Source organism: Agromyces rhizosphaerae, from assembly GCF_027925245.1.
Classification (GTDB): domain Bacteria; phylum Actinomycetota; class Actinomycetes; order Actinomycetales; family Microbacteriaceae; genus Agromyces; species Agromyces rhizosphaerae.
Genome location: NZ_BSDP01000001.1, coordinates 667885 through 692202, shown reverse-complemented (window position 1 = coordinate 692202; position 24318 = coordinate 667885). Strand labels below are relative to the sequence as shown.

Below are 24318 nucleotides of genomic sequence, written 5' to 3'. Positions count from 1 at the left end.
GCAGGCTGGGCCCATGCGACGCATCGGTGCGATCTTCCAGCCCGCCTTCCCGCCCGAGCGGATGCGGTCCGCCGTCGAGGCGGCCGACCGGAGCGGGGTGCACGAGCTCTGGCTCTTCGAGGACTGCTTCCGCGAGGCCGCGTTCTCCGCGGCCGGCGCCGCGCTGGCGTGGAGCGAACGGATGCGGGTGGGCATCGGCATCGCCCCGATGCCGCTGCGGAACGTGGCGCTCACCGCGATGGAGATCGCGACGGTCGATCGGATGTTCCCGGGCCGGTTCATCCCCGGGCTCGGGCACGGCGTGCTGTCGTGGATGGGCCAGACCGGCAGCCGCGTCGCCTCGCCGCTCACGCTCATGCGCGAGTACGTGCCCGCCGTGCGGGCGCTGCTCGCCGGCGACGAGCTCACGACCGACGGGCGCTACGTCTCGCTCGATCGCGTGCGGCTCGACTGGCCGCCCGCCGCCGCGCCGGCGGTGTACGCGGCCGGCCAGGGCCCGAAGACGCTTCGGCTGACCGGCGAGGTCGCCGACGGCACCGTCATCAACGAGGGGACGACGCCCGCGATGCTGCGGAACGCGATCGCGCTGGTGGAGGCCGGCCGCGAGGCATCCGGTCGTGGTGGCCGCAACGACATCATCGTCTACCTGCTCGCGGCGTTCGGCGGCGACGACGCGCGGGCGCGCATGGCGGCCGACGCCGAGCGGTGGGGCTTCGCCGAAGACCCGGCGAAGTTCGTCGCGGGCGACGACGACGAGGTCGCCGCGGCCGCCGAGCTGCTCTTCGACGCGGGCGCCGACAGCGTGGTGCTCCAGCCGACGCACGACGAGCCCGACCTCGAAGCCTTCATGGAGCACTCCGGCCGGGTCGCGAGTGCGGTTCAGGGGTGATCCTGATCCGACCGGCCCGCACATCAGGTGAGGGTGTTTCCGAAGTGCGCGTGCGCGATCGATCAGGACAGCGAACAAGAGGGATACCCGGATGACGATGCGATTCCCGAAGGACAGGGTACGGGTGACGTGTGGACCTGAGCTGCAGAAGCTCCTGCGCAGATTCCTCAAGGACGCGCAGAACCTGAGTTCAGGCGGCGACCTGCCGTTCGACGTGAAGACGCTGGCGTCGAGCGGCGGCGACGGGGCCGTCGGAACGCGCCCGTCGGGGCCGAGTGCGCCGGCGGCGCAAGGCAGCTCGGGGGAGGTGCCGGAAGCGGGGACCGGCCAGGCTACGACTGCCGCCACGATCGCCGCGCTCGCGGCAGCACGCAGGCCCCTCGAGGAGGTCGAGCTGCAGATCCATGCCCTGAACGACATCGACCTGCTCGAGCGCTATGTCACTGCGCTGGTGGCGGAGCAGGAGGAGATCGTCGCGACGATCGCATCGACGACCTCGAGCGACGCGCGGCTGCTGAGCGCTGTGGACGAGTCGCGGCGAGGCGAGATCGCGGAGGAGTTGCTGCGCGCGAAGTACGGGGCAAGTCGTGAGGATGCCGCCCTCGCTGCCAAGCGCGTCGAGTTCGAGGAGCAGCGCGTACGGCACCTCGAGCAGCTCGTCGAATACTCGAAGGAGTTCATCGAGCAGCGTCGGGCCTGGCGTCGACTGAGCCGGTGGGCGCCGTGGTTGCTACTCGGTTCGCTGGCCGCGTCACTGGCGCTCACGACCTTCGTGCTCGCGCTCGTGGGCGACGGGAGCATCGACGGCTGGCAGGGCGGTCTGCTGATCTTCGTGCTCGCGCTCGTGGCCGTCTCGCCCGCGACGCTCCTGCTCGTCGAACGCCCGCTGCGCGGGATCGACTCCTGGAAGCCGGCCGAGCTGAAGTCGCCGTCTGCCGCGACCGCCGACTCGGCATCCGAGGAGGACGGCTCCGGCGCCGCTGGGAAATCAGCCGGCTGACATCGCTGGTGCGCAATCAGTGGTGACGCGTGGAGTCCGCCACCGTTTGCGCACCAACGCCGGGGCCGCTCGGGTGCTGCTGGTGCGCAAGTGGTGGTGTCGCGTGAGATTCGCCACGGTATTCGCACCAGCAGCGCCCGAGGAGACGGGCGGGCCCGGTGCGGGCGCCGAGAGTACGCAAAGTGCGGCTATCCCAGTCGGATAGCCGCACTTTGCGTATTCGGTCGGGCGGGCGGGCCCGAGGTGCGTCAGCGCGAGAAGATGCGCGAGAAGAAGTTCGGCTCGGCCTCGTGGCCCTCGCAGCGCTGGTTGCGGGGGACGCCGCGCATGACCTGGTCGACGTGCTGGCCGCAGCCGGCCCAGGTGGTCTTGCCGCACTTGCGGCAGGTGACGGGACTGCACATGGGGATACTCCGTTTCGGTGGGTGGATTCAGGGGTGGTCAGGGCGAACGGATGCCGCGGGGCAAGGGGTTCCCCGCGGCATCCGGGTCTCAGCCGACGAGCTCGCGCTCGCGGACGATCTCGGTGGTGCCGGCGCGCCAGGTGAGGTAGCCGCCGTCGAGGTTCACGGCCTCGCGCCCCAGCTGGGCGAGCAGGCGGGTCGCGGTGTGGCCGCGCTGGCCGACCTTGCAGTGCACGATCAGCTTGCCCTCGGGGAGCTGGTCGCGACGCGCGCGGATCTCGTCGAGCGGGATCAGGATCGAGCCGGGAATCGCGCCCGCCTCGTACTCGGCGCGGCTGCGCACGTCGACCAGGGTCGCACCCGCGGCCAGTTCGGCCTCGAGCTCGTGCCACTGCACCGACGGGGTCAGGCCCTCGAGCGCGTTCCGGTCGACGTAGCCGAGCATGTTCACCGGGTCCTTCGCCGACGAGTACTGCGGCGCGTACGCCAGCTCGAGGTCGGCGAGGTCGGCCGCGGTGAGGTTGCCGGCCATCGCGGTCGCGATGACGTCGATGCGCTTGTCGACGCCATCGCCGCCCACGGCCTGCGCGCCGAGGATCTCGTCGGTCTTCGCGTCGACGATGAGCTTCAGCGCCATCTGCTCCGAGCCGGGGTAGTAGCCCGTGTGCGAGGCGGGGTGCGTGTGGATCACGCGGATCTCGCGGCCCACGCGCTGCAGCAGCTTCTCGTTCCATCCGGTCGCGGCGATGGTGAGGCCCATCACGCCGACGACGGCGGTGCCGAGCGCGTCGCGCACGCGCACGTCGCGTCCCGCGATCGCGTCAGCCGCGAGGCGTCCGTGACGGTTTGCCAGCCCGGCGAGTGCGATGAGTCGCTGGTCGCCTGAGACGGCATCCGTCTTCTCGACCGCGTCGCCGATCGCCCAGATGGCGGGGTCGCTGGTGCGCAGCCGGTCATCGACACGGATGCCCCCGCGCTCGCCGATCTCGATGCCCGCCGCGGTGGCGAGCGACGTGTCGGGGCGCACGCCGATCGAGCCGAGCACGAAGTCGGCCGGCACCGTGGTGCCGTCGGAGAGCGTGGCGAAGTCGGCGCCGAGCTCGGTGACCTGGGTGCCGAGGCGCACGTCGACGCCGTTCTGCACGAGGCGCTCGGCGACGGGGCCGGCCATCTCGCGGTCCAGCGGCGGCAGCACCTGGTCGGCGAGCTCGACGAGCGTGACCTCGAGACCGCGGTGGCGGAGGTTCTCGACCATCTCGAGGCCGATGAAGCCGGCGCCGATCACGAGTGCGGTGCGCGGGGCGACCTCGAGCTGGGCCATGGCCGCGTCGACGTCGTCGATGTCGCGCAGGGTGAGCATGCGCTCGCCGCCGGGCATCGGCGGGCGGATCGGCGTCGCGCCGGGGGAGAGCACGAGCGCGTCGTACGGCTCGTCGTACTCGGCGCCCGAGGCGAGCTCGCGGACGCGAACGGTCTTCGCGTCGCGGTCGATCGAGACGGCCTCGGTGCGCACGCGCACGTCGAGGTCGAAGCGGTGGCGGAGCGAGTCGGGAGTCTGCAGCAGCAGGTCGCCGCGCTCCTCGATGACGCCACCGAGGTAGTACGGGAGGCCGCAGTTGGCGAACGATACGTGGCCGCCGCGCTCGAGCACCGTGATCTGTGCGTGCTCGTCGAGCCGGCGCAGGCGAGTGGCGGCGGACATGCCGCCGGCGACACCGCCGATGATGATGTAGCGCTTGGTCATGAGTCCATTCTAGAGATACCCCCGGGGTATTGTCAAAATAGGGCGCGGGTATCGGATGCGGCGATCGGCTCCCGCCGCTGCTGGTGCGCAATCGGTGGTGAATGGTGACGGATGCCACGGATTGCGCACCAGCGGCGACGGGCGCGCGTGGCGGGAGCGCGGTCCGGCGGGGAGGAGGGCTACGCGGCGCCCATGTCGCCGGTGGCGACGGGGCCGGCGGGGGCGTAGGTCACCGAGTAGGCGCCGCTCGCGTACGCGCGGGGCGGGCTCGTCGGCGAATAGGTGGCCGGCGCGGCGCCGTCGAAGAGGCGCTTGCCGGAGCCGAGCGCGACCGGATACACCCAGAGCTTCAGCTCGTCGACGAGGCCCGCGTCGAGCAGCGTGCGGAGCAGGTCGCCGCTGCCGATGACGTGCACCCGCTCGAAGCGGTCGCGGAGTGCGCCGGCCTGCTGGGCGGCATCCGCCAGCACCTCGGTGCCCGTCCACTCGGGGTCGGTCAGCGTGCGGGAGGCGACGAACTTCGGCACCGCGTTGAACTTCGCGGCGATGGGGTTCGCGTCGCCGAAGGCGGGCCAGTAGCCGGCGAATATGTCGTAGGTGCGGCGGCCGAGCAGCAGTGCGTCGAGCCGGTCGATGTCGGCGAGGATCTCGGCGCCCGACTCGGCCTCGGCGAAGGGCGCCTGCCATCCGCCGTGCGCGAAGCCGCCCGACGGGTCCTCGTCGGGCGTGCCCGGCGCCTGGTATACGCCGTCGATCGTCGTGAACATGCTCGCCATGATCGTGCCCATCACGTCTCCTCGCTGATCGCCGCGTCGCACACGGATGCTACGCCGAGCCGCCCACGCTGCGCAGTACGCAGACTGCGGAAATCGACGCCGCGTTTCCGCATTCTGCGTACTCCGTGGGCGGACGCTGCCTCCACCGAGTACGCAGAATGCGGGAACGCCGGCAGGATTCCCGCGGTTTGCGTACTCCGTGGGCGGCGGTGGGGCGAGCGGGCGCGGCTACGCCGGCGGCTCGACGAACGTGCCGCTCGTGACACCGACGACGGCGACGTAGACCGCGACCCCCATGCCGGCGAGCGCGACGACGATCGCGAGGATCGCGGGGCGGCGGCGCGGCTCGGGGCGCTGGAGTGCCATGAAGGCGAGCACGTAGGCGGTCGCGAGCAGGATCCAGCCGAGGAAGAGCAGGTACGGCGGGATCGCCGCGAAGATCGAGCCGAGCGTCGCCGCGATGAGCGCGGAGATGCCGAGCACGGGGACCGGCTGGTCGGTGGAGGTCGCGGAGTCGTCGCTCACGCGTTCCATCGTGGCAGCGGTCGCAGGCGCGTTTCAGCGACATCCGTGCCCCCAATATGAGGGGTATGCGGAACGACGGGTCCGCTCCGGACGCGACCCTGGGCTCAGCTGAGCACCGCGACCGGCAGGTCGCGGAACGCGCGGTCGTCGATACCGAGGCCGCGGTACACCTCGTGCAGCGCCGCGACCACGGCTCCCGTGGCGCCGGCGAAGTCGCCGAGTTCGGATGCCACGAGCCGCGGCGCGGTGCCCAGGTGATGCTCGAGCACGGTCGCGTATCGGCCGAGGTCGCGGGCGAGCGACTTGGCGATGCCGCCGCCGAGCACGATGACCTCGGGCTCGCACGAGACGGTCGCCGCGCTCAGCACGATGAGCATGGCCTGGTCGAAGTGGGCGCGCAGTGCGCGCACCGGCTCCGAGGCATCCGTCGCGAACAGGTCGGCCGGGGAGTCGAGCTGCACGCCGGCCTCGCGGGCGAGACGCAGGATGCCGGGGCCGGTCACCATGAGTTCGAGCCGCGTGCCGAGCGGACCGGCCGGGAGCTGGCCGAACTCGCCGACGACGCCGTGCGCACCCCGCAGGATGCGACCGTCGATCGCGAGGCCGGCGCCGAGGCCGGTGCCGATGGTGAGCATCACGGCGGTGGGGGCGTTGCGGGCCGCGCCGAAGTGCTGCTCGCCGAGCAGGGCGAGGTTCGCGTCGTTGTCGGCGAATACGGGGCGGTCGGTCTGCGCGCGCAGCGCCTCGAGGAAGCCCGGCTCCTCGACCTGAGCGAGGTTCGGCGCGTTCGAGATGGTCGAGCCATCGCGACCGACAGCGCCCGGCAGTCCCACGTACATGCCCTCGACGCGCGACCAGTCGTCGCCCGCGAGCGCGTGCACCTCGCCGGCCAGCCAGGTCGCGAGTGCGGCGCCTGAGGTCTCGACCGGGGTCGCGACCTCTGCGCGGGCGAGGGGCGTGCCGACGAGGTCCGCGAGCATGAGACGCGTGCTCGACGCGCCGAGGTCGATGCCCACGACGAGCGAGCGCTCGGCGACGACGTCGAGCAGCACCGCGCGACGACCGCGCTGCACGGTCACGAGCTCCGAGCCCTCGACGACGAGGCCGTCCTGGATCAGCTGCTCGACGGCGCGCGTGACGGTCGCGGGGGAGATGCCGGAGGCCTCCGCGAGCTGCTTCCGGCTCGCGGGGCGGATGCGGAGGAGTTCCGTCAGCACGGCGGTGCGGTTCAGTTCGCGGGTGTCGTGGACCATGCGTCTCCCCATTTGCGGTCAACTTGACTCCAAAGTATGGCAGAACGAGGCCTCGAGCGGGGGCGAGCGACGTGATTTACCAGTTTGTGACATTCGAACCCTTGACTTTGGTTGCGAGACGAAATCAAAATGAGGCAGCACCCCGACGAGTCGCCGACACCAAGTCGGTCGTCACACCACGGTCAGTTCCCTCACGGAAGGTCACACCCCATGGCACTCGCACCACTCACCGCTTCGCGCGGCCTCCGGGTCACGCTCGCCGGCGCCGCCGCGTCGGCGCTGCTGCTCACCGGATGCGCCGCGCAGGACTCCTCCGCCACCCCGGCGGAGGACACCACCGCGGCGTCCGAGCCCAGCCTCGAGTTCGCCGGCCCCAACGGCGAGGTTCCCGGCGCGCTCGCCGAGCTCGAGCTCACCGATGAGGAGCTCGCCGAGGTCGCCGACGGCGACTACACCGCTGCGTTCGTGTGGCACACCTCGGGTGACTTCGTCGCCGCCGTCGAGGAGGGCGCGCGTGCTGAGTTCGCCGAGCTCGGCATCGAGGTCGTCGCCAGTACGCAGGCGAACTTCGACGCCGGCACGCAGGCCAACAACGTGCAGACGGTCATGGCCCTCGAACCCGACATCGTGGTCGCGATCGCCGTCGACCCGACGTCGGCCGCCCAGTCGTTCCAGCCGATCCTCGACGCCGGCGCCGAGCTGGTCATCATGACGACGCCGCCCGAGGGCTACTCGGCAGGCGAGGAGTTCGTCTCGATCGTCACCGAGGACCTCGCGAAGGCCGGCCAGGCGAACGCCGAGATCCTCGGCGACGCGCTCGGCGGCGAGGGTGAGGTCGGCTACCTCTCCTACAACGCGAACTTCTGGTTCACCAACCAGCGCGACGAGTCGTTCAAGGACTGGCTCGCCTACTCGTACCCCGACATCGAGATCGTCGAGGAGCAGGGCTTCGCCGACGAGACCGCGACGCAGGCCGCCGCCGCCGCGATGATCGCCAAGAACCCGAACCTGACGGGCATCTACGTCTCGTGGGCCACGGCCGCGCAGGGCGTGCTCGCCGCCATCCGCGCCGCGGGCCGCGACGACATCCAGGTCGTCACCAACGACCTCGACACGACCGTCGCCGCCGCGATGATGACCGGCTCGAACGTCGCCGGCATGGTCGGCAACGGCTCGCTCGACATCGGTGCGGGCCTCGCCCGCGCCGGCGCGTACGGGCTGCTCGGCAAGGAGGCGCCCGCGCTCGTGGCATCCGACCCGACGAAGGTGACCGCCGACAACCTCGTCGAGGGCTGGGAGGCCGACTACGGCGTCGCCCCGCCGTCGAGCGTCACCGGCGGCTGATCCACCCGGGAGGGGCCGCGGCCAGGCGCCCGGCCCCTCCGCCCCGGCACCCCGCCGGAACGAACGAAAGGAAGTCGGATGGCCGAAGTCATGACCGTGCGCGGTCCGGTGCCGTCCTCGGAGCTCGGGCGAATAATGCCGCACGAGCACCTGCTCTCACTCACCCCCGGCCCCTGGCTCACCGGTGGCCACGCTGACGATCGGGCCGACCTCGCCGTCGGCGCGCTCGCCGGCCTCGCCGAGCGGGGCTTCGGCACCGTCGTCGACCTCTCTCCGTACGGTGTCGTCGGGCGCGATGCGGACGGGGCGGATGCCGCCCTGCTGGCCGAGATCTCCGAGCGCTCGGGCCTGCACATCGTCAGCGGCACCGCGCTCTACCTCGAGTCGTACGCACCGGCCTGGGCGCGCGAGGCGTCGCTCGACGACCTCACCCGCCGTTTCGTGGCCGACGCGACGACGGGCATCGGCGACAGTGGCGTCCGCGCCGGGGTCTACGGCGAGCAGGCGACCAGCCTCGACGAGATCACCCCGTTCGAGGACCGCGTGCTCCGCGCGGTCGCCCGCGCCCACCGCGAGACGGGCCTGACGATCATGACCCACACCACGCACGGCACCATGGCGCACGAGCAGGTCGACCTGCTCGCGTCGGAGGGCGCCGACCTCGACCGCGTGGTCATCGGTCATCTCGACACGCAGTTGAGCGTCGATGCCGCACGCAGCGTGATCGATCGCGGCGTGCGCATCGCGATCGACACGATCGGCAAGGAGGTCTGGGACTTCTTCCTCGGCCCGGTGCCCGACCGCGCCGACGGCGAGTTCGGCAAGCGCGCGTTCGCGCGTTCCGACGCCGGGCGTGCAGACCTCGTCGCCGAGCTGGTCGCCGACGGCTACGCCGACCGCATCCTGCTCGCGCAGGACCTCACCGGCGCCGAGGTCTGGATGAACGCCGGCACCCACGGGCAGCTCGGCTACGCCTACCTCGCCGACCGCTTCCTGCCGGAGCTGACGGCCCGCGGCGTGTCCGACGACGCGATCGAGCAGATGACCGCCCGCACGCCGGCCCGTCTGCTGGAGGTCGCCGCATGAGCGCGCCCGACCGCGTCATGGTGGGCATCGACCTCGGCGGCACCAAGGTGCGCGCCGGCATTGCGGTGCCGGACGCGCCCGGCGCGCTCGCGGAACTCGAGCGCCCCACCGCGAGCGAGGGCGGGCGTGCGCTCGTCACGCAGCTCGCCGAGCTCGTGCGCGACCTGTGCCGCGAGGCATCCGTGCCACTCGATCACCTCGCCGCCATCGGCATCGGCGGCGCGGGCGTGCCCGACGCCGGCCAGGGCGGGTTCGACCAGGCGCCGAACCTCGGTGACGTGAGCTCGGTGAGCCTGGTCGACGAACTCCGGCTCGCGGTCGGATGCCCCGTGGTGCTCGACAACGACGTGAACGTCGCCGCGCTCGGCGAACTCGCCGCCGGCATCGGTCGCGAGCACGACGACTTCGCGTTCGTGTCGATCGGCACCGGCATCGGCATGGGCCTCGTGCTCGGCCGCGAGCTCGTGCACGGCGCGGGCAACGCCGCGGGCGAGATCGGCTACCTGCCGTTCGGCGCCGACCCGCTCGACCCGGCCGCGCACCGGCGCGGCGCGCTCGAGGAGGTCGTCGCGGGCGACGCGCTCGCCGCGCGGTACGCGCCGGGCGCAACGGCCCGCGAGGTCTTCGCCCGCGCCGCCGACGGCGACCCGCGCGCCGTCTCTGCGCTCGACGAGGAGGCCCGCTGGATCGCGCACGCGATCGCCGCCGTCGACGCCATCGTCGACCCGGGCCGAGTCGTGCTCGGAGGCGGCATCGGCTCGCGACCCGAACTGCTCGAGGCGATCCTCGGCTGGCTCGACCGACTCGGTCGCGGCCGGCTCCCCGTCACCATCAGCGCGCTCGGCAGCGCGGCGCCCGTGCTCGGCGCGCTGCGGCTCGCGAGCGACGCCGCCACGGACCGCACCCACGAAGGAGTCCCCGCATGACCACCGCACCCGCCACGACCCCCACCGCGAAGGGGGTGGTGCCCCGCTCGTGGAACTGGCGGAACTCCGTCGTCTACATCGGCTTCGTCGTCGTGTTCGCCTACTTCGCCGCGACCCAGGGTTCGACGTTCCTCAACGGCACGACGCTGGTGAACATCATCACGCAGGCGACGCCCATCACGATCATGGCCGTCGGCACCGTCTTCGTGCTGAGCCTCGGCGAGATCGACCTCTCCATCGGCTCGACCGTCGCACTCGCGGCCCTGTCGGCAGCGGTGACGCTGCAGGCGACCGGCATGTGGTGGGTCGCGGCACTCGCCGGGCTCGCCGTCGGTGCCACGATCGGTCTGGTCAACGGCCTGTTCATCACCCTCGTGCGACTGCCGTCCTTCCTCGTCACGCTCGCCACGATGGGCCTCGTCGCCGGCCTCGCCCAGCAGATCACCAACCTGCAGTCGGTGCCCGTGACCGACCCGACCTTCGTCTGGACCTTCGGCGGCGGGGCGCTCCTCGGCATCCCGATCTACATCTGGTGGTCGGTGGTCGTCGCCGCCATCGGCTGGCACGTGCTGCGCCAGCGCCGGTTCGGCGCCCACGTGCTCGCGGTCGGCAACCACGCCTCGGCGGCGCGCGTCAGCGGCATCAAGGTCACCCGCATCCGCATCGCCGTGTTCATGCTGAGCGGTGCGACCGCCGCCCTCGCCGGTCTGCTCTACGCGGGGCGACTCGCCGGCGCCACCTACACGCTCGGCACCACCGACCTCATGAGCGTGCTCGCCGCGGTCATCGTCGGCGGCACCGCCCTCACCGGCGGCAGGGCGTCGATGATCGGCGCGGTCGTCGGCAGCCTCTTCATGAGCATGATCAACTACGGCCTGCTCCTGGCCGGTCTCACCGTGGCGCAGCAGGAGATCGTGCGCGGCGTCATCATCCTCATCGCCGTCTCACTGTCGCTCCGCGGCAAGAAGGGGAGCTGACCCGTGTTCCTGCCGCTGCTCCGACGCCGCAACCCGAAGCTCATCGACGCCGCCGTCGCCTTCCACCGTTCCGGCGCGCTGCCGCCGAACACCTACGTGATCGACCTCGACGCCGTCGAGCGCAACGCCGCCGCCGTCAGCGCCGAGGCCGACCGGCTGGGCCTCACCGCATTCGCCATGACCAAGCAGATCGGCCGCAATCCGGATGCCTCGAGGGCGATCCGCGCCGGCGGCATCAGGCACGCCGTCGGTGTCGACCTCGAGTGCGCCATCGCCGCCGCGACGGGCGGGCTCGCCGCCGGGCACGTCGGCCACCTCGTGCAGATCCCGCGCTACCGCGCCGCCGAGGCCGCCGCGCTCGCGCCCCTGTACTGGACCGTGTTCGACGAGCAGAAGGCAGAGGAGGCCGGCGCCGCGTCGGTCGCCGCCGGTCGCACGCAGGACGTGCTGCTGCGCATCGTCGGCGAGGGCGACCGGTTCTACACCGGGCACGAGGGCGGGTTCCCGGCCGAGCAGGTCGTCGACGCCGCGCGCCGCGTCGACGCGATCCCCGGCCTGCGGTTCGCGGGCGTCACGAGCTTCCCCGCAACGCTGTTCGATGCGGGCACCGGCGACGTCGTCTCGACGCCGAACCTCACCACGCTCACCCGCGCGAAGCGCGAGCTCGAGGCGGCCGGCTTCGCAGACGTCGAGCTGAACGCGCCGGGCACCACGTCGGTCGCTGCGCTCGAGCGCCTCGCCGAGGCCGGCGCGACCCAGGTCGAGCCGGGGCACGGGCTCACCGGCACGACTCCGCTGCACGCTGCCCGCGACCTCGTCGAGGAGCCCGCCATCGCCTACGTGTCGGAGGTCTCGCACCTCTGGAACGACCGGGCCTACGTGTTCGGCGGCGGGCTCTACGTCGACCCGGTGCTGGGAGACCTCGCTACCGAGGCACTCATCGTCCGGGCCGATGAGGACGCGGCATCCGTCACCCCTCGCCCGGTGGAGATGCCCGCAGCCGAGGCGATCGACTACTACGCGACCGTGGCCGTGCCCGCCGGGGCCGCACAGCCCGGCGACACCGTGGTGTTCGGGTTCCGCCCGCAGGTGTTCGTCACCCGGGCGCTGACCGCGGGCATCAGCGGACTGGCGAGCGGCGCCCCGAGGCTCGAGGGCATCTGGTCGGCCGACGGATCACGACCGCTCGGCGTCGCCGACGCGATCGACGGAATGGAGCGAGCACGATGAGCGAACACGAGCAGACGGCGACCGCGGAGCATCCGCTCAGCCTCTCGGGCATCAGCAAGCACTTCGGCGCCATCGTCGCCATCGAGCGGTTCGACCTGGAGGTCGAGGCGGGGGAGGTCGTCGCCCTCGTCGGCGACAACGGCGCGCGGGCAAGTCCACGCTCGTGAAGATGATCTCGGGCGTGCACCAGCCGACCGACGGAGAGATCCGCCTCGGTGGCGAGAAGGTGGCGTTCCGCGACGCGTCCGACGCGCGTGCCAACGGCGTCGAGGTCGTCTACCAGGACCTCGCGCTGGTCGACCTGCAGCCCGTCTACATGAACCTGTTCCTCGGGCGCGAGCTGCGGAAGGCGCCGCTCGGGCTGCTCGACCGCGCCGAGATGGCCCGGCAGACGCAGCAGCTGGTGGACGACCTCGACGTGCGCATCCCCTCGGCGAAGTCGCCGCTCGGCGACCTGTCGGGCGGGCAGCGCCAGGCGATCGCCATCGCGCGCGCCACGCACTGGGCCAGCAGGCTCGTGCTCATGGACGAGCCGACCGCCGCGCTCGGCGTCGCCGAGACCGCGAAGGTCGAGGAGCTCATCCTGAAGCTCAAGGAGCGCGGCGCGGCGGTGCTCGTCGTGAGCCACAACATGGAGCAGGTGTTCCGCATCGCAGACCGGGTCACCGTGCTGCGGCGCGGCCGGCAGGTCGGCACCCGGCGGGTCGTCGAGACCTCGCACAACGAGCTGGTGTCGATGATCACGGGGCTGAGTTCGTGAGCGGGGGTGCCCGGCCGGTGATGGAGGGCGAGACGGATGCCCCGCTGGGCGGAGCGCTCATGCGCGCCGAGATCGACGAGCAGCCGGAGCGCTGGGCCGGGCTTATTCCCTCGCAGCGCGACGCCTGGGAGCGGGCCGTCGCACTCGTTCGGGAAGCGCGGCCCGAACTGTTCGCATTCGTCGCACGGGGGTCGAGCGACCACGCGGCGATCTACGGGCAGTATCTGGTGCAGAACGTGCTCGGCATTCCGGCGATGCTCACCACGCCCAGCACGCACAGCGTGTTCGGCACGACGCAGGCGTATCCGCGCGGCGTCCAGCTCGCGCTCTCCCAGTCGGGGCGGTCGCCCGACCTGATCGCGACCGCTGCGGCGCTGCGCGAGGCCGGTCTGCCGCTCGTCGCTGCGACGAACGACGCGGCCAGCGGGCTCGCGGACGCGGCGGACCTGCACCTCGACCTCGCGGCCGGCCCCGAGCGCTCGGTCGCGGCGACGAAGAGCTACACCGCGGAGCTGCTGGCGGTGCGCACCCTCGCGCGTGCGGTCGCCGGTGCATCGCTCGACGCGCTCGCGGCCGAGACGGCGGATGCGGCGAGGGCCGCGCGAGCCCTGCTCGATCGACTGCCGAGCTTCGTCGGCTCGATCGTCGCGGACGTGCTCGACGTCCAGCGCATCGTGCTGGTCGGCCGCGGGTACTCGATGGCCACCGCGAAGGAGGGGGCGCTGAAGCTCATGGAGACGAGCGGCGTCGCCGCGTCCGGCTGGAGCGCCGCGGATGCCACGCACGGCCCGCTCGGCCAGGTCGACGCCGGGACCCTGGTCGTCGCGCTGACCGCCTCACCGGGTGGCCGCGAGTCGGTCGGGGACTTCTCCGAGGCCGCACTCGCCCGCGGCGCGCGCGTGCTGGAGATCGGCCCGGGCACGGTCGCCGGAGCGACCTGGTCGCTCGACGCCGCATCCGCTGCGCACCCCGAGCTCGTGCCGATGCTCGAGATCCTCCCGCTGCAGCTGCTCGCCGCCGACCTGTCGGTGCGGCGCGGGCTCGACCCCGACCGCCCGCTCGGGCTGAGCAAGGTGACGCTGACGCGCTGAGCGAGAGAGTACGCAGAGTGCGGGAATCACCGATGCGTTCCCGCACTTCGCGTACTCCGTGGCGACCCGAGCGCCCGACGCGTCAGCCGATCGGGTCGGCGTGGCGGTGCACCACGCGCCAGGCGCCCTCCTCACGGCGGTAGACCTGGGTCGCGCGCACCGTCATCGTGCGCGGTTTGCCGTCGACGTCGCACGAGATGCGCTCGTAGCCGGCGGTGAACGCCATGTCGCCGACGACGTCCGACGAGATGAGGTCGAGCGAGTAGCTCGTGCAGTTCGAGAAGGTCATCGTGAGCTCGTCGAACGCACCCACGAGCTCGGCGCGGCCGACGCCGTTGCGCCAGGCGCCGAGCACGCTCACCGGTTCGTTCGACGACCAGATCGCCTTGCGGGGGGCGTCGTCGCCGTTGAACAACGCCCGCTCCGCCGCGACCAGATCGTGGTGCACCCACGCGAGGAAATCCTGGTGATCGCTCATGCCCTCAGCATCCTCCCGTGGGCGCGCGGGCACAACCGGGCGCGCGGGCCGTGGTCAGGACGGGGGAGGGGCGGTGCTCTCGCGCACGACGAGCTCGGTGGGCACGAGTTCCACGCCGTGCAGCTCGCCCTCCTCGACCTCGCGGATGAGGGCCTCGACCGAGCGTCGGCCGACCTCGCCGAAGAACTGGCGCACGGTGGTCAGCGGCGGCCAGAAGCTTCGCGCCTCCTCCATGTCGTCGAAGCCGACGACGCTGACCTCGGCGGGAACTGCTCGTCCGGCCTCGTGCATCGCTCGGAGCACTCCGAGGGCCATCTGGTCGTTTGCCGCGAACACCGCGGTCACGTCGGGGTCGGATGCCAGCGCGCGGCCGATCTCATGACCCGATTCGCTCGTCCAGTCGCCGACGTGCACCGGAGGGACGGGGGCGCCCGCCATGCGGAGCTCACGCTCCCACGCCTCGCGGCGGTGCATCGCCGAGAACGAGGACTCGGGTCCCGCGACGTGGTGCACGGTGCGATGCCCGAGGTCGAGCAGGTGGCGCGTCGCGAGTCGGGCACCGTGGGCCTGGTCGGTGTCGACGACCGGGAATCGGTCCCGGGCGTTGGAGTCGACCACCACGACCGGCAGCCCGGCGGGCAGATCGATCTCGCGCTCGTCGAGCAGGTGCGCCTCGACGACCATGATCACGCCGTCGACGGCTTCCTCGCTCAGGCGGTCGACCGCCTCGGAGACTTCGCCGCCGGTGCGGTGCGAGACGGGGATGAGCGTGATGGAGTACCCGGCGTCGGCCGCGGCGCTGGCGACGGCGTCGAGCGTGCGCATGTTGCCGAAGCTGGAGAGCGTGAACATGATCACGCCGATGCTGTGGAAGCGGCCGGAGCGGAGCGCGCGGGCCGCGCTGTTGGGCCGGTAGCCGAGCCGGTGCATCGCCGCGAGCACTCGGGCGCGGGTCTCGGGGTCGACGTTCTCGCGGCCGTTGGCGACCCGCGAGACCGTCTGGCCCGACACGTTCGCCTCGCGTGCGACGTCGGCCATCGAGACGCCCCGTCTGCGCGTGGCGGCTGGAGTCGATGCAGACATCGTCGCCTCCTTCTCCGGCCCCGTGTTCATCGTAGTGTTTCCGATGTTGACGTAAACATGCTACGGTTCCGACAGCCATGTTGACGTAAACATGGAGGAGATGGGAAACACCGATGACAATGACGTCGGAACGCACGACGACACCGCCGCCGACGGAACGCACCCCTGCGGCATCCGCTCGACGACCGCTGCGCGGCAATCGCAGCGAATGGAAGGGGCTGGCCTTCACGGCGCCGTTCCTCGTCGTCTTCCTGCTGGTGTTCATCGCACCGGTGGTCTATTCGCTGTTCCTCAGCCTCTTCCGCGAGCAGATCGTCGGAGGCAACGCGTTCGTCGGGTTCGACAACTACGTGCAGCTGCTGCAGGACGGCCAGTTCTGGGAGGGCTTCGCCCGGGTCGTGCTGTTCCTGCTCGTGCAGGTGCCCGTCATGCTCGCGCTCGCGCTGGTCGCCGCGCTGGCGATCGACAGCGCACGACTGCACGCGTCGAACTTCTTCCGCATCGTGGTCTTCCTGCCGTACGCGGTGCCGGCCGTCGTGGCCGTGCTCATGTGGGGCTTCATCTTCGGTGACAAGTTCGGTCTCGTCGCGAACGTCAACGACGCGCTCGGCGGCGACGTCGTCACCCCGTTCGCGGGCTCCTGGATCCTCGTGTCGATCGGCAACATCGTCACCTGGGAGTTCGTCGGCTACAACATGCTGATCTTCTACTCGGCGCTCCGCGTGATCCCCACCGACCTCTACGAGGCGGCCGCGATCGACGGCGCGGGTCAGTTCCGCGTCGTCCGCGCGATCAAGCTGCCGGCACTCCGCGGCGCGATCGTGATCGCCACGATCTTCTCGATCATCGGCAGCTTCCAGTTGTTCAACGAGCCGAACATCCTGCGCACGCTCGCGCCGAACGTCATCACGACCTACTTCACACCCAACATGTACGCCTACAACCTCTCGTTCGCGGGCCAGCAGTACAACTACTCGGCCACCGTCGCCATCGTCATGGGCGTGATCACCGCGGTGATCGCCTACGTCGTGCAACTCCGCGGCTCGCGGAAGGAGGACCGATGACGATCGCCACCGCGAAGCGCCCCGGGACCGGGCGCCCCGCCGCCCGTGCATCGCAACGGCGCGAGTCCTCGCCGCTGCGCCCCCGCAAGTCGATCGCCTTCACGCTCCTCATGGTCGTGTTCGCGCTGTACAGCCTCGTGCCCCTGGCCTGGCTCGTCATCAACGCGACCAAGACCCAGGCCGACCTGTTCTCGACCTTCGGCCTCTGGTTCGGCGACGACTTCGCCCTGTTCTCGAACATCTGGGAGACGCTGACCTACGACGACGGCATCTTCCTGCGCTGGTTCGGCAACACGCTGCTGTACGTCGTGGTCGGGGCGGGCGGAGCGACCCTGCTCGCGACCCTCGCCGGGTACGGGCTCGCGAAGTTCCGCTTCAGCGGCCGACGCGCGATCTTCGCCGTCGTGCTGGGTGCCATCGCCGTTCCCGGCACGGCGCTCGCGGTGCCGACCTTCCTCATGTTCAGCCAGCTCGGGCTCACCAACACCCCGTGGGCGATCATCATCCCGTCGCTCATCAGTCCCTTCGGGCTCTACCTGATCTGGGTGTACGCGGTCGACTCGGTGCCGAAGGAACTGCTCGAGGCGGCGCGGATGGACGGAGCCGGCGAGTTCCGCACCTTCTTCACGATCTCGATCCGCCTGCTCGCACCGGGCATCGTCACGGTACTGCTGTTCACGGTCGTCGCGACCTGGAACAACTACTTCCTGCCGCTCATCATGCTGAGCGACCCGACCTGGTACCCGCTCACCGTGGGCCTCAACCAGTGGAACGCGCAGGCGACGGGCGTCAGCGCGCAGCCCATCTACAACCTGGTGATCACGGGGTCCCTCCTCACGATCATCCCCATCGTCGTCGCGTTCCTCGGCCTCCAGCGGTTCTGGCAGTCGGGGCTCAGCGCCGGGAGCGTCAAGCAGTGACCGGGCGGCACTGCATCGACGGCACGATCGACCGCCCGACCGGAGCGTCCTGGCCCCGGAACCACCACACCGCAAGACGGCACAACGAAGTGAAGGGAACTCACATGACCATCTTCCGCAGCGCTCTCGGGCGCCGGGTCACCATCGCCGCCACGGCGTTGCTCGCGGTCGGCGCGCTCGCCGCGTGCTCGACGGGCGGCGACTCCGCCACATCGTCGGGCGGCAGCGTCGACGATCTCGACGCCGCGCTCGAGGCCGGCGGCAGCATCACGTACTGGAGCTGGACCCCCAGCGCCGAGGCGCAGGTCGCCGCGTTCGAGGAGGCCTACCCCAACGTCGACGTCGAACTCGTCAACGCGGGGACGAACACCGAGGAGTACACCAAGCTCCAGAACGCGATCAAGGCGGGCTCGGGCGCCCCCGACGTCGTGCAGATCGAGTACTACGCCATCCCGCAGTTCGCGCTGACGGACTCGCTGCTCGACCTCTCGGAGTACGGCCTCGACTCGCTCGAGGACCAGTACAGCGCCTCCACCTGGGGTGCCGTGAACGTCGACGGCAAGCTCGTCGGCCTGCCGCAGGACTCCGGCCCCATGGCGCTCTTCTACAACGCGAGCGTGTTCGACGAGTACGGCATCGAGGTGCCCACCACGTGGGACGAGTACCTCGACGCCGCACGCGCCCTGAACGAGGCCGACCCGTCGAAGTTCATCACCTCCGACACGGGTGACGCCGGCTTCACCACCAGCATGATCTGGCAGGCCGGCGGCCGTCCGTTCCAGGTCTCCGGCACCGACGTGACGATCGACCTGGCCGACGAGGGCACCCAGCAGTGGACCGGTGTGTGGGACCAGCTGGTCGAGGAGGGACTGCTCTCCGACACGCCCGGCTGGACCGACGAGTGGTACCAGGGTCTGGCCGACGGCTCGATCGCGACCCTCGTGACCGGCGCCTGGATGCCCGGCGTGCTCGAGTCGAGCGTCGCCGACGCGGCCGGTGACTGGCGCGTCGCACCCATGCCGACCTACGACGGCAGCCCGGTCTCGGCCGAGAACGGCGGCGGCGGCCAGTCGGTCACGCAGCAGAGCGAGAACCCGGCGCTGGCCGCCGCGTTCCTGCGCTGGCTGAACAGCGACCCGGCGAGCATCGCGATCTTCCTGGAGGCGGGCGGCTTCCCGTCGACCACCGGCGAGCTGGAGGACCCCGAGTTCCTCGCCTTCGAGTCGGACTACTTCGGCGGCCAGCAGATCAACGAGGTGCTCACGCAGGCGTCGAAGGACGTCTCCGCGGGGTGGCAGTACCTGCCGTTCCAGGTCTACGCGAACAGCATCTTCGGCGACACCGTGGGCCAGTCCTACCTGAACACCGCGCCGCTCGAGGAGGGACTCGCCGCATGGCAGTCGCAGCTCGTCGAGTACGGGAACTCGCAGGGCTTCACGGTCAGCGAGTAGCAGCACACCGATCGGGCGTGGGCCGGCCGGGACATCCGGCCGGCCCATCCCGTCCCCACCACTGGAGCAACATGAGCCGCTTCGTCATCGGCCCCACCGACTTCGAGCTCGACGGGCATCCGTTCCGCATCCTCGCGGGCGCGCTGCACTACTTCCGCGTGCACCCCGAGCTCTGGGCCGACCGCATCCGCAGTGCGCGGCTGATGGGACTCAATACCATCGAGACCTACGTGCCGTGGAACCTCCACGAGCCGCGCCGCGGCGAGTGGGTGGCCGACGGCGGCCTCGACCTCGGACGCTTCCTCGACCTCGTCGCGGCCGCGGGCATGCAGGCGATCGTGCGCCCCGGTCCGTACATCTGCGCCGAGTTCGACAACGGCGGCCTCCCCGCATGGCTGTTCCGCGACCCCGAGGTGGGCGTGCGCCGCAGCGAGCCGCACTACCTCGCGGCGGTGACGTCGTACCTGCGTCGCGTCTACGAGATCGTCGCGCCGCGCCAGGTCGACCGCGGCGGCCCGGTGATCCTCGTGCAGATCGAGAACGAGTACGGCGCGTACGGGTCCGACAAGGACTACCTGCGGGCGCTCGTCGAGACCACCCGCGCGTCCGGCATCACCGTGCCCCTCAACACCATCGATCAGCCCACCCCGCAGATGCTCGCGGACGGCAGCCTGCCGGGCCTGCACCTGACCGGCTCGTTCGGGTCGCGGACCACCGAGCGCCTCGCGACGCTGCGCGAGTTCCAGCCCACCGGGCCGCTGATGTGCATGGAGTTCTGGTGCGGTTGGTTCGACGACTGGGGCTCCCACCACCACACGACGGATGCGTCCGCCTCGGCCGCCGAGCTCGACGCGCTGCTCGCCGCCGGCGGGTCCGTCAACGTCTACATGTTCCACGGCGGCACGAACTTCGGCCTGACCAACGGCGCCAACGACAAGGGCCGCTACGCGCCGATCACGACGAGCTACGACTACGACGCCCCGCTCGACGAGAGCGGATACCCGACCGAGAAGTACTTCGCGTTCCGTGAGGTGATCGCACGCTACGCCGAGGTGCCCGCCGAGGTGCCCGAGGGGCGGCCGGATGCCCCGGAGCTGACCGTGGCGCTCCGGCCGGGTCCGAGCCTGCTCGACGTGCTCGACGGGCTGGGCGAGGCATCCGCTCACCTTGACCTGCCGACCTTCGACGACCTCGGGCACGACCGGGGGTTCGCAGTGTTCGACGCACGCCTCGACGGCTCGCGGCCCGGCACGCTCGTCGTCGGCGACGAGGTGCGCGATCGCGCCTGGGTACTGCTCGACGGCGAACCCGTCGGCGTGCTCGCGCGCGACGCGCACGAGCGCGCGATCGCGCTGCCGCGGGCGTCCGGCGACCTCACCCTGGTAGTCGAGGACCAGGGGCGCGTGAACTACGGCACGCGGATCGGCGAGCACAAGGGCCTCATCGGCGGGATCGCCGTCGACGGCGAGCCGGTACGCGGGTGGACCGTGCGGCCGCTCGACCTCGACCGGGTGCCGGGGCTCGAACTGGTGCGCACGGAGGAGTCGGGTGCGACGTCGGTATCCGGACCACGATTCGCCACGGCCGGGTTCACGCTCGAGGCGCCCGCCGACCTCTACCTCGACACCACCGGTTGGGGCAAGGGCGTCGTCTGGGTCAACGGATTCCTGCTCGGACGCTACTGGCGGCGCGGCCCTCAGCGCACGCTCGTCGTGCCGGGACCGGTGACGCGCGCCGGCTCGAACGAGCTGGTCGTGCTCGAGTTCGAGGCCATGGCCGACGCATCCGCGAGATTCGCCGCGCAGCCCGACCTCGGCCACACCGAGGTCTGACCCCCGACCGAGGCCGGCGTCACTCGGCGCCGGCGACCGCGCGGCGCACGTCCTCGCCCACGAGGTCGGCGTTGATCGCGGTGCCCGCCATCGAGCCCGACGCCATCGACCACGGCACCGACGCCTTCGACGCGATCACGTTGCCGGCGGCGTAGAGGCCGCGCACGGTGGTCTGTCCCTGGTCGTCGACGAGGGTCCAGCTCACGCCCTGCTCGCGCATGGTGCGCGCCGAGAGGTGTCGCAGCACCGCATCGCTCGGCACCGACCTCGGCGCGACGAAGAGCACGTCCACGGCGCGCTCGTGGCCGTCGGCGAAGCGGATGCCCGTGAGCTGCCCGCTCTCGTCGGCCAGCACACGCTCGACCACGGCCTCCTCGAGCGCGATGTCGCGCGCGTCGAGCTCGGTGCGCACGCGCTCGGAGACCGTGGCGCCGTTCGCGAGGAATGCGACATCGTCGGCGACCTGGCGCATGAGCTGCGCCTGGAACGGGTCGGGCCGTACCGTGCCGAGCACGGCGACGCGGCGGCCGCGCTGCTCCCAGCCGTCGCAGTACGGGCACATGAACACCCCGCGCCCCCACTGCTCGGGCAGGCCGGGGATCTCGGGGAGCGCGTCGACGAGGCCGGTCGCGACGAGCAGGCGCCGCGCGGTGTACCGGTGCCCGGAGGCGAGGAGCACCTCGAAGCCGGGCACCTCGTCGGCGAACGAGCTGGCGGTCGTCACGCTGCCCGAGGCGACCGACACGTCGTAGCGCGTGAGCTCGGCGCGGCCGGCGGCGAGCAGGTCGCCGGGCGGGGTCTGGTCGCGCCCGAGCACGCCGTGCATGTGCTCGGCCGTCTGGTTGCGCGGCGTGCCGGCGTCGATCACGAGCGTGCGGCGGCGCGCCCGCCCGAGGATGAGCGCGGCGCTGAGGCCGGCGGCACCGCCGCCGACCACGATGACGTCCCAGTCGTGGCGCTGGGGCGCTGAGGCATCCGTCACGAGTCCCCTCCTTCGTGTCCGGTCGGTGGAATCGGCCGGGATCTCGCAGGTGCGCAATGCGTGGTCACCATCGTCCAGTTCCACAGTATTCGCACCTGCGGCGGGATGGGAGGGGGCGGGCCGGGATTCGGCGAGGCCGGGGTCGGCGGGGTGTGCGAGGCTGGCGGCATGCCGGAGTCGCCGGAGGTGCAGGCGCTCGCCGAGGAGGTCGGCGCGCGGCTGGCCGGGCGCGCGCTCGCCGACGCGGACGTGCTCGAGTTCCGCGTGCAGAAGACGCGGGCGCGGCCGCTGCAGACGCTGGTCGGCGACCGGGTCGCCGCGGTGACGCGGCACGGCAAGCTGCTCGACCTCGCGTTCGCGAGCGGGGCGCACCTGGTCGTCTCGCTCGGACGGCACGGCTGGGCCCGGTGGGGCGGGGCGGATGCCGGTGAGGTGACGGATGCGGGTGAGGCGACGGGTGCGAGCAATGCGACGGATGCTGCTGGGCCGACCGGCCCCGCCGAGCCGCCGCCGCCCGCCCTCGCCGCCCTCGCGTTCGACGACGGCGCGACCCTCGAACTGACCGACGCCGGCGGCTGGATCTCACTCGGATGCTGGGTGGTCGACGATCCCCGCGAGGTGCCCGCCGTGGCGAAGCTCGGGCCCGACCCGGCCGACCCGGCGTTCACCCGCGAGGACTTCGACCGCGCGTTCGGCGCCCGCCGCAAGCAGGTGAAGGCCGTGCTGCAGGAGCAGGAGTCGATCGCCGGCATCGGCAACGCGTACTCCGACGAGATCCTGCACGCGGCTCGCGTGTCGCCGGTCGTGCACGCCGCGGCGCTCGCCGACGCCGAGCGCGACGGGCTCTTCGCCGCGACCGTCGAGGTGATCCGCGACGCGATCGCGGCCCGCCGGGGCATCCGCATCGCCGCCCTCAAGGCCGCCAAGGTCGCCGCCATGCGCGTGCACGGCCGCGCGGGCGAGCCGTGCCCCCGGTGCGGCGACACGATCCGCGACTTCACGTTCGCGAGCACGACGGCGCAGTACTGCCCCACGTGCCAGACCGGCGGCGAGGTGCTCCCGTTGCGCGAGGCATCCGCCGACTGACGGCCTCCGCCCGCCGCCTCCCGCCGCCGAGCCTGCACGTTTCGTCGTTCTGCGCCCCCAGAACAGCGAAACCTGCAGGCTCGGCGCGATTCGTGCACGAATGGGGACTAGCGTCGAGGCGGGGGCAGTGGCAGGGATGCCGCGGCACACATGCGAGGGGGCGCGGTGGGGGAGTCGAACGGGCTGTTGCCGAGGGGCATCCGCGTCGATCGCATCGGCGAGCACGTGCACCTCGCGCACACCGAGCACGTGAACTGGCTGATCTACGCCGGGCCCGACGGGGTGACGCTCGTCGACTCCGGGTACCTGGGGCAGCGCAAGCTGCTCGTCGCCTCGCTCGCGGCGGTCGGGTGCCGCCCCGACGACGTCGACGCGGTGCTCCTCACGCACGCGCACGCCGACCACCTGGGCGGCGCGGCCTGGCTGGCCGAGACGTACGGCACGCCGGTGCACGCGGATGCCGCGGAGCTGCCGAACCTCCATCGTGACGTGCTCGAGCAGGCCGGGGCGGGCGACGTCGTGGCCAACGCCCTGCGCCCGGGAGTGCTGTCGTGGGCGCTCGGCATCGCGCCGCTGCTGCGCGGTCGCGCCGACCTCGGGGTGCCGGTCGCGACGGTGCTCCCCGAGAACGGCGTCGGAGTCGCGGTGCCGGGCCGGCCGCGGGTGCTGCGCGTCGCGGGGCACACGTCGGGCCACGTCGCCTACGAGTTCAGCGACGAGGGGGTGCTCGCCGCGGGCGATGCCCTCGTCACGCGGCATCCGACCTCGCCGGAGCCGGGGCCGCAGCTGCCGCCCTCGATCTACCAGCACGACGTGGAGTGGGCGCGCGAGTCGCTCGACCTGCTGCGCGACTCGCACGCACGCACGCTCGTGCCCGGCCACGGCGAGGCGTGGATCGGCCCGGCGTCGGCCGCGGTCGACGCCGCCCTCGCCGCCGGTGCCGCCTGGTGAGCGCGGAGGTCGCGCCGGACGCGGTCGTCGTGGTCGACGTCGCGAACGTGATGGGCGCGCGGCCCGACGGGTGGTGGCGCGACCGGGCCGGGGCGGCGGCGCGGCTGCTCGCGGGCATGCCGGGGCTCGTCGGCGACGTCGTCGAGGTGCACGGTACGGATGCCCCTGAGCCGACGCAGCCCGGAACCGCGCGCATCGCGCGCATCGTCGCGGTCGTCGAGGGGCAGGCGAAGGCGGTCGCCGACGTCGAGGGCATCGACGTGGTGCGCGCCCCCGCTGACGGGGACGGCGCGATCGTCGAGGTCGCGGGCGGGCTCGTGGCATCCGCTGCCCTCACCGTCGTCGTGACGGCCGATCGCGGGCTGCGCGCGCGACTCGATGACGAGGTGCGCACGGTCGGGCCGCGGTGGATCCGCGACCTGCTCGACGCGTGACCCGGATCCGGACGCTCCGTCGACACTTGTCG

The 24318-nt window shown here is 71.8% G+C and carries 25 protein-coding genes; 17 read left to right on the top strand and 8 right to left on the bottom strand.

Features of this window, described 5'->3' with window-relative positions:
- The first annotated feature begins 13 nt into the window (after positions 1-13).
- Both QMG39_RS03285 and QMG39_RS03280 read left to right on the top strand, forming a co-directional pair.
- Positions 14-889 (top strand): LLM class flavin-dependent oxidoreductase, encoded by an 876-nt coding sequence (locus QMG39_RS03285; RefSeq protein WP_281882409.1) that lies wholly within the window; start codon positions 14-16, stop codon positions 887-889.
- Between the two features lie 91 nt (positions 890-980).
- Entirely contained in the window at positions 981-1889 is a 909-nt protein-coding gene (locus QMG39_RS03280) for a hypothetical protein (RefSeq protein WP_281882408.1), read from the top strand.
- Between the two features lie 248 nt (positions 1890-2137).
- Here the strand turns inward: QMG39_RS03280 and QMG39_RS03275 are convergent, their stop codons facing one another.
- The 5 genes from QMG39_RS03275 to QMG39_RS03255 form a co-directional block, all read right to left on the bottom strand.
- Entirely contained in the window at positions 2138-2293 is a 156-nt protein-coding gene (locus QMG39_RS03275) for a DUF8730 family Cys-rich protein (RefSeq protein WP_281882407.1), read from the bottom strand.
- 88 nt (positions 2294-2381) lie between these two features.
- A complete protein-coding gene (locus QMG39_RS03270; protein WP_281882405.1) occupies positions 2382-4037 on the bottom strand; it encodes an FAD-dependent oxidoreductase in 1656 nt (551 codons plus the stop codon).
- A gap of 179 nt (positions 4038-4216) precedes the next feature.
- Positions 4217-4825, bottom strand: a complete 609-nt coding sequence (locus tag QMG39_RS03265; RefSeq protein ID WP_281882403.1) for a dihydrofolate reductase family protein — start codon at positions 4823-4825, stop codon at positions 4217-4219.
- 216 nt (positions 4826-5041) lie between these two features.
- Positions 5042-5338 carry a hypothetical protein gene (locus QMG39_RS03260; RefSeq protein WP_281882402.1) on the bottom strand — a complete coding sequence of 99 codons (297 nt, stop codon included), beginning with the start codon at positions 5336-5338 and terminating at the stop codon, positions 5042-5044.
- 104 nt (positions 5339-5442) lie between these two features.
- Positions 5443-6591 carry an ROK family transcriptional regulator gene (locus tag QMG39_RS03255; protein ID WP_281882401.1) on the bottom strand — a complete coding sequence of 383 codons (1149 nt, stop codon included), beginning with the start codon at positions 6589-6591 and terminating at the stop codon, positions 5443-5445.
- A gap of 210 nt (positions 6592-6801) precedes the next feature.
- Between QMG39_RS03255 and QMG39_RS03250 the strand changes: the two genes are divergently transcribed.
- From QMG39_RS03250 to QMG39_RS03215, 8 genes are all read left to right on the top strand, one after another.
- Positions 6802-7935, top strand: coding sequence for a substrate-binding domain-containing protein (locus QMG39_RS03250; protein ID WP_281882400.1), 1134 nt, complete (start codon positions 6802-6804; stop codon positions 7933-7935).
- Between the two features lie 78 nt (positions 7936-8013).
- The gene (locus QMG39_RS03245; protein ID WP_281882399.1) at positions 8014-9021 is read left to right on the top strand and encodes a phosphotriesterase family protein; all 1008 of its coding nucleotides are present in this window, start codon (positions 8014-8016) and stop codon (positions 9019-9021) included.
- Positions 9018-9947 (top strand): ROK family protein, encoded by a 930-nt coding sequence (locus QMG39_RS03240; RefSeq protein ID WP_281882398.1) that lies wholly within the window; start codon positions 9018-9020, stop codon positions 9945-9947. Before QMG39_RS03245 ends, QMG39_RS03240 begins: the two co-directional genes overlap by 4 nt.
- On the top strand, positions 9944-10924 hold the full coding sequence (locus QMG39_RS03235; protein ID WP_281882397.1) for an ABC transporter permease: 981 nt from the start codon (positions 9944-9946) through the stop codon (positions 10922-10924). Before QMG39_RS03240 ends, QMG39_RS03235 begins: the two co-directional genes overlap by 4 nt.
- Before the next feature lie 3 nt (positions 10925-10927).
- A complete protein-coding gene (locus tag QMG39_RS03230) occupies positions 10928-12154 on the top strand; it encodes an alanine racemase (protein ID WP_281882396.1) in 1227 nt (408 codons plus the stop codon).
- Entirely contained in the window at positions 12151-12321 is a 171-nt protein-coding gene (locus QMG39_RS03225) for a P-loop NTPase family protein (RefSeq protein WP_281882395.1), read from the top strand. The genes QMG39_RS03230 and QMG39_RS03225 overlap by 4 nt, the downstream gene beginning before the upstream one ends.
- Positions 12322-12323: 2 nt before the next feature.
- Entirely contained in the window at positions 12324-12914 is a 591-nt protein-coding gene (locus QMG39_RS03220; protein ID WP_281887142.1) for an ATP-binding cassette domain-containing protein, read from the top strand.
- On the top strand, positions 12911-14005 hold the full coding sequence (locus QMG39_RS03215) for an SIS domain-containing protein (RefSeq protein WP_281882394.1): 1095 nt from the start codon (positions 12911-12913) through the stop codon (positions 14003-14005). The genes QMG39_RS03220 and QMG39_RS03215 overlap by 4 nt, the downstream gene beginning before the upstream one ends.
- An 82-nt stretch (positions 14006-14087) precedes the next feature.
- Here the strand turns inward: QMG39_RS03215 and QMG39_RS03210 are convergent, their stop codons facing one another.
- Positions 14088-14483, bottom strand: coding sequence for a YybH family protein (locus tag QMG39_RS03210; RefSeq protein ID WP_281882392.1), 396 nt, complete (start codon positions 14481-14483; stop codon positions 14088-14090).
- A 54-nt stretch (positions 14484-14537) separates the two neighbouring features.
- Positions 14538-15566: a LacI family DNA-binding transcriptional regulator gene (locus QMG39_RS03205; protein WP_281882391.1), complete on the bottom strand. Its 1029-nt coding sequence runs from the start codon at positions 15564-15566 to the stop codon at positions 14538-14540.
- Positions 15567-15685: 119 nt separating this feature from the next.
- Here QMG39_RS03205 and QMG39_RS03200 point away from each other — a divergent pair, with 119 nt between their 5' ends.
- The 4 genes from QMG39_RS03200 to QMG39_RS03185 all read left to right on the top strand — a co-directional run bounded on the left by QMG39_RS03200 (position 15686) and on the right by QMG39_RS03185 (position 20833).
- Positions 15686-16630 (top strand): carbohydrate ABC transporter permease, encoded by a 945-nt coding sequence (locus QMG39_RS03200; RefSeq protein WP_281887140.1) that lies wholly within the window; start codon positions 15686-15688, stop codon positions 16628-16630.
- Positions 16627-17550: a carbohydrate ABC transporter permease gene (locus QMG39_RS03195; RefSeq protein ID WP_281882390.1), complete on the top strand. Its 924-nt coding sequence runs from the start codon at positions 16627-16629 to the stop codon at positions 17548-17550. Before QMG39_RS03200 ends, QMG39_RS03195 begins: the two co-directional genes overlap by 4 nt.
- Before the next feature lie 104 nt (positions 17551-17654).
- Positions 17655-19001: an ABC transporter substrate-binding protein gene (locus tag QMG39_RS03190; protein WP_281882389.1), complete on the top strand. Its 1347-nt coding sequence runs from the start codon at positions 17655-17657 to the stop codon at positions 18999-19001.
- 71 nt (positions 19002-19072) lie between these two features.
- Positions 19073-20833: a glycoside hydrolase family 35 protein gene (locus tag QMG39_RS03185; RefSeq protein ID WP_281882388.1), complete on the top strand. Its 1761-nt coding sequence runs from the start codon at positions 19073-19075 to the stop codon at positions 20831-20833.
- Between the two features lie 19 nt (positions 20834-20852).
- On the opposite strand, the gene QMG39_RS03180 is transcribed toward QMG39_RS03185, so the two are convergent.
- The gene (locus QMG39_RS03180) at positions 20853-21815 is read right to left on the bottom strand and encodes an NAD(P)/FAD-dependent oxidoreductase (RefSeq protein ID WP_281882387.1); all 963 of its coding nucleotides are present in this window, start codon (positions 21813-21815) and stop codon (positions 20853-20855) included.
- 168 nt (positions 21816-21983) lie between these two features.
- Here QMG39_RS03180 and QMG39_RS03175 point away from each other — a divergent pair, with 168 nt between their 5' ends.
- The 3 genes from QMG39_RS03175 to QMG39_RS03165 all read left to right on the top strand — a co-directional run bounded on the left by QMG39_RS03175 (position 21984) and on the right by QMG39_RS03165 (position 24286).
- Complete coding sequence (locus QMG39_RS03175; RefSeq protein WP_281882386.1) at positions 21984-22901, top strand: DNA-formamidopyrimidine glycosylase family protein; 918 nt, start codon at positions 21984-21986, stop codon at positions 22899-22901.
- A gap of 165 nt (positions 22902-23066) precedes the next feature.
- Entirely contained in the window at positions 23067-23852 is a 786-nt protein-coding gene (locus QMG39_RS03170) for an MBL fold metallo-hydrolase (protein WP_281882385.1), read from the top strand.
- On the top strand, positions 23849-24286 hold the full coding sequence (locus QMG39_RS03165; protein ID WP_281882384.1) for a hypothetical protein: 438 nt from the start codon (positions 23849-23851) through the stop codon (positions 24284-24286). Before QMG39_RS03170 ends, QMG39_RS03165 begins: the two co-directional genes overlap by 4 nt.
- Positions 24287-24318: the final 32 nt, after the last annotated feature.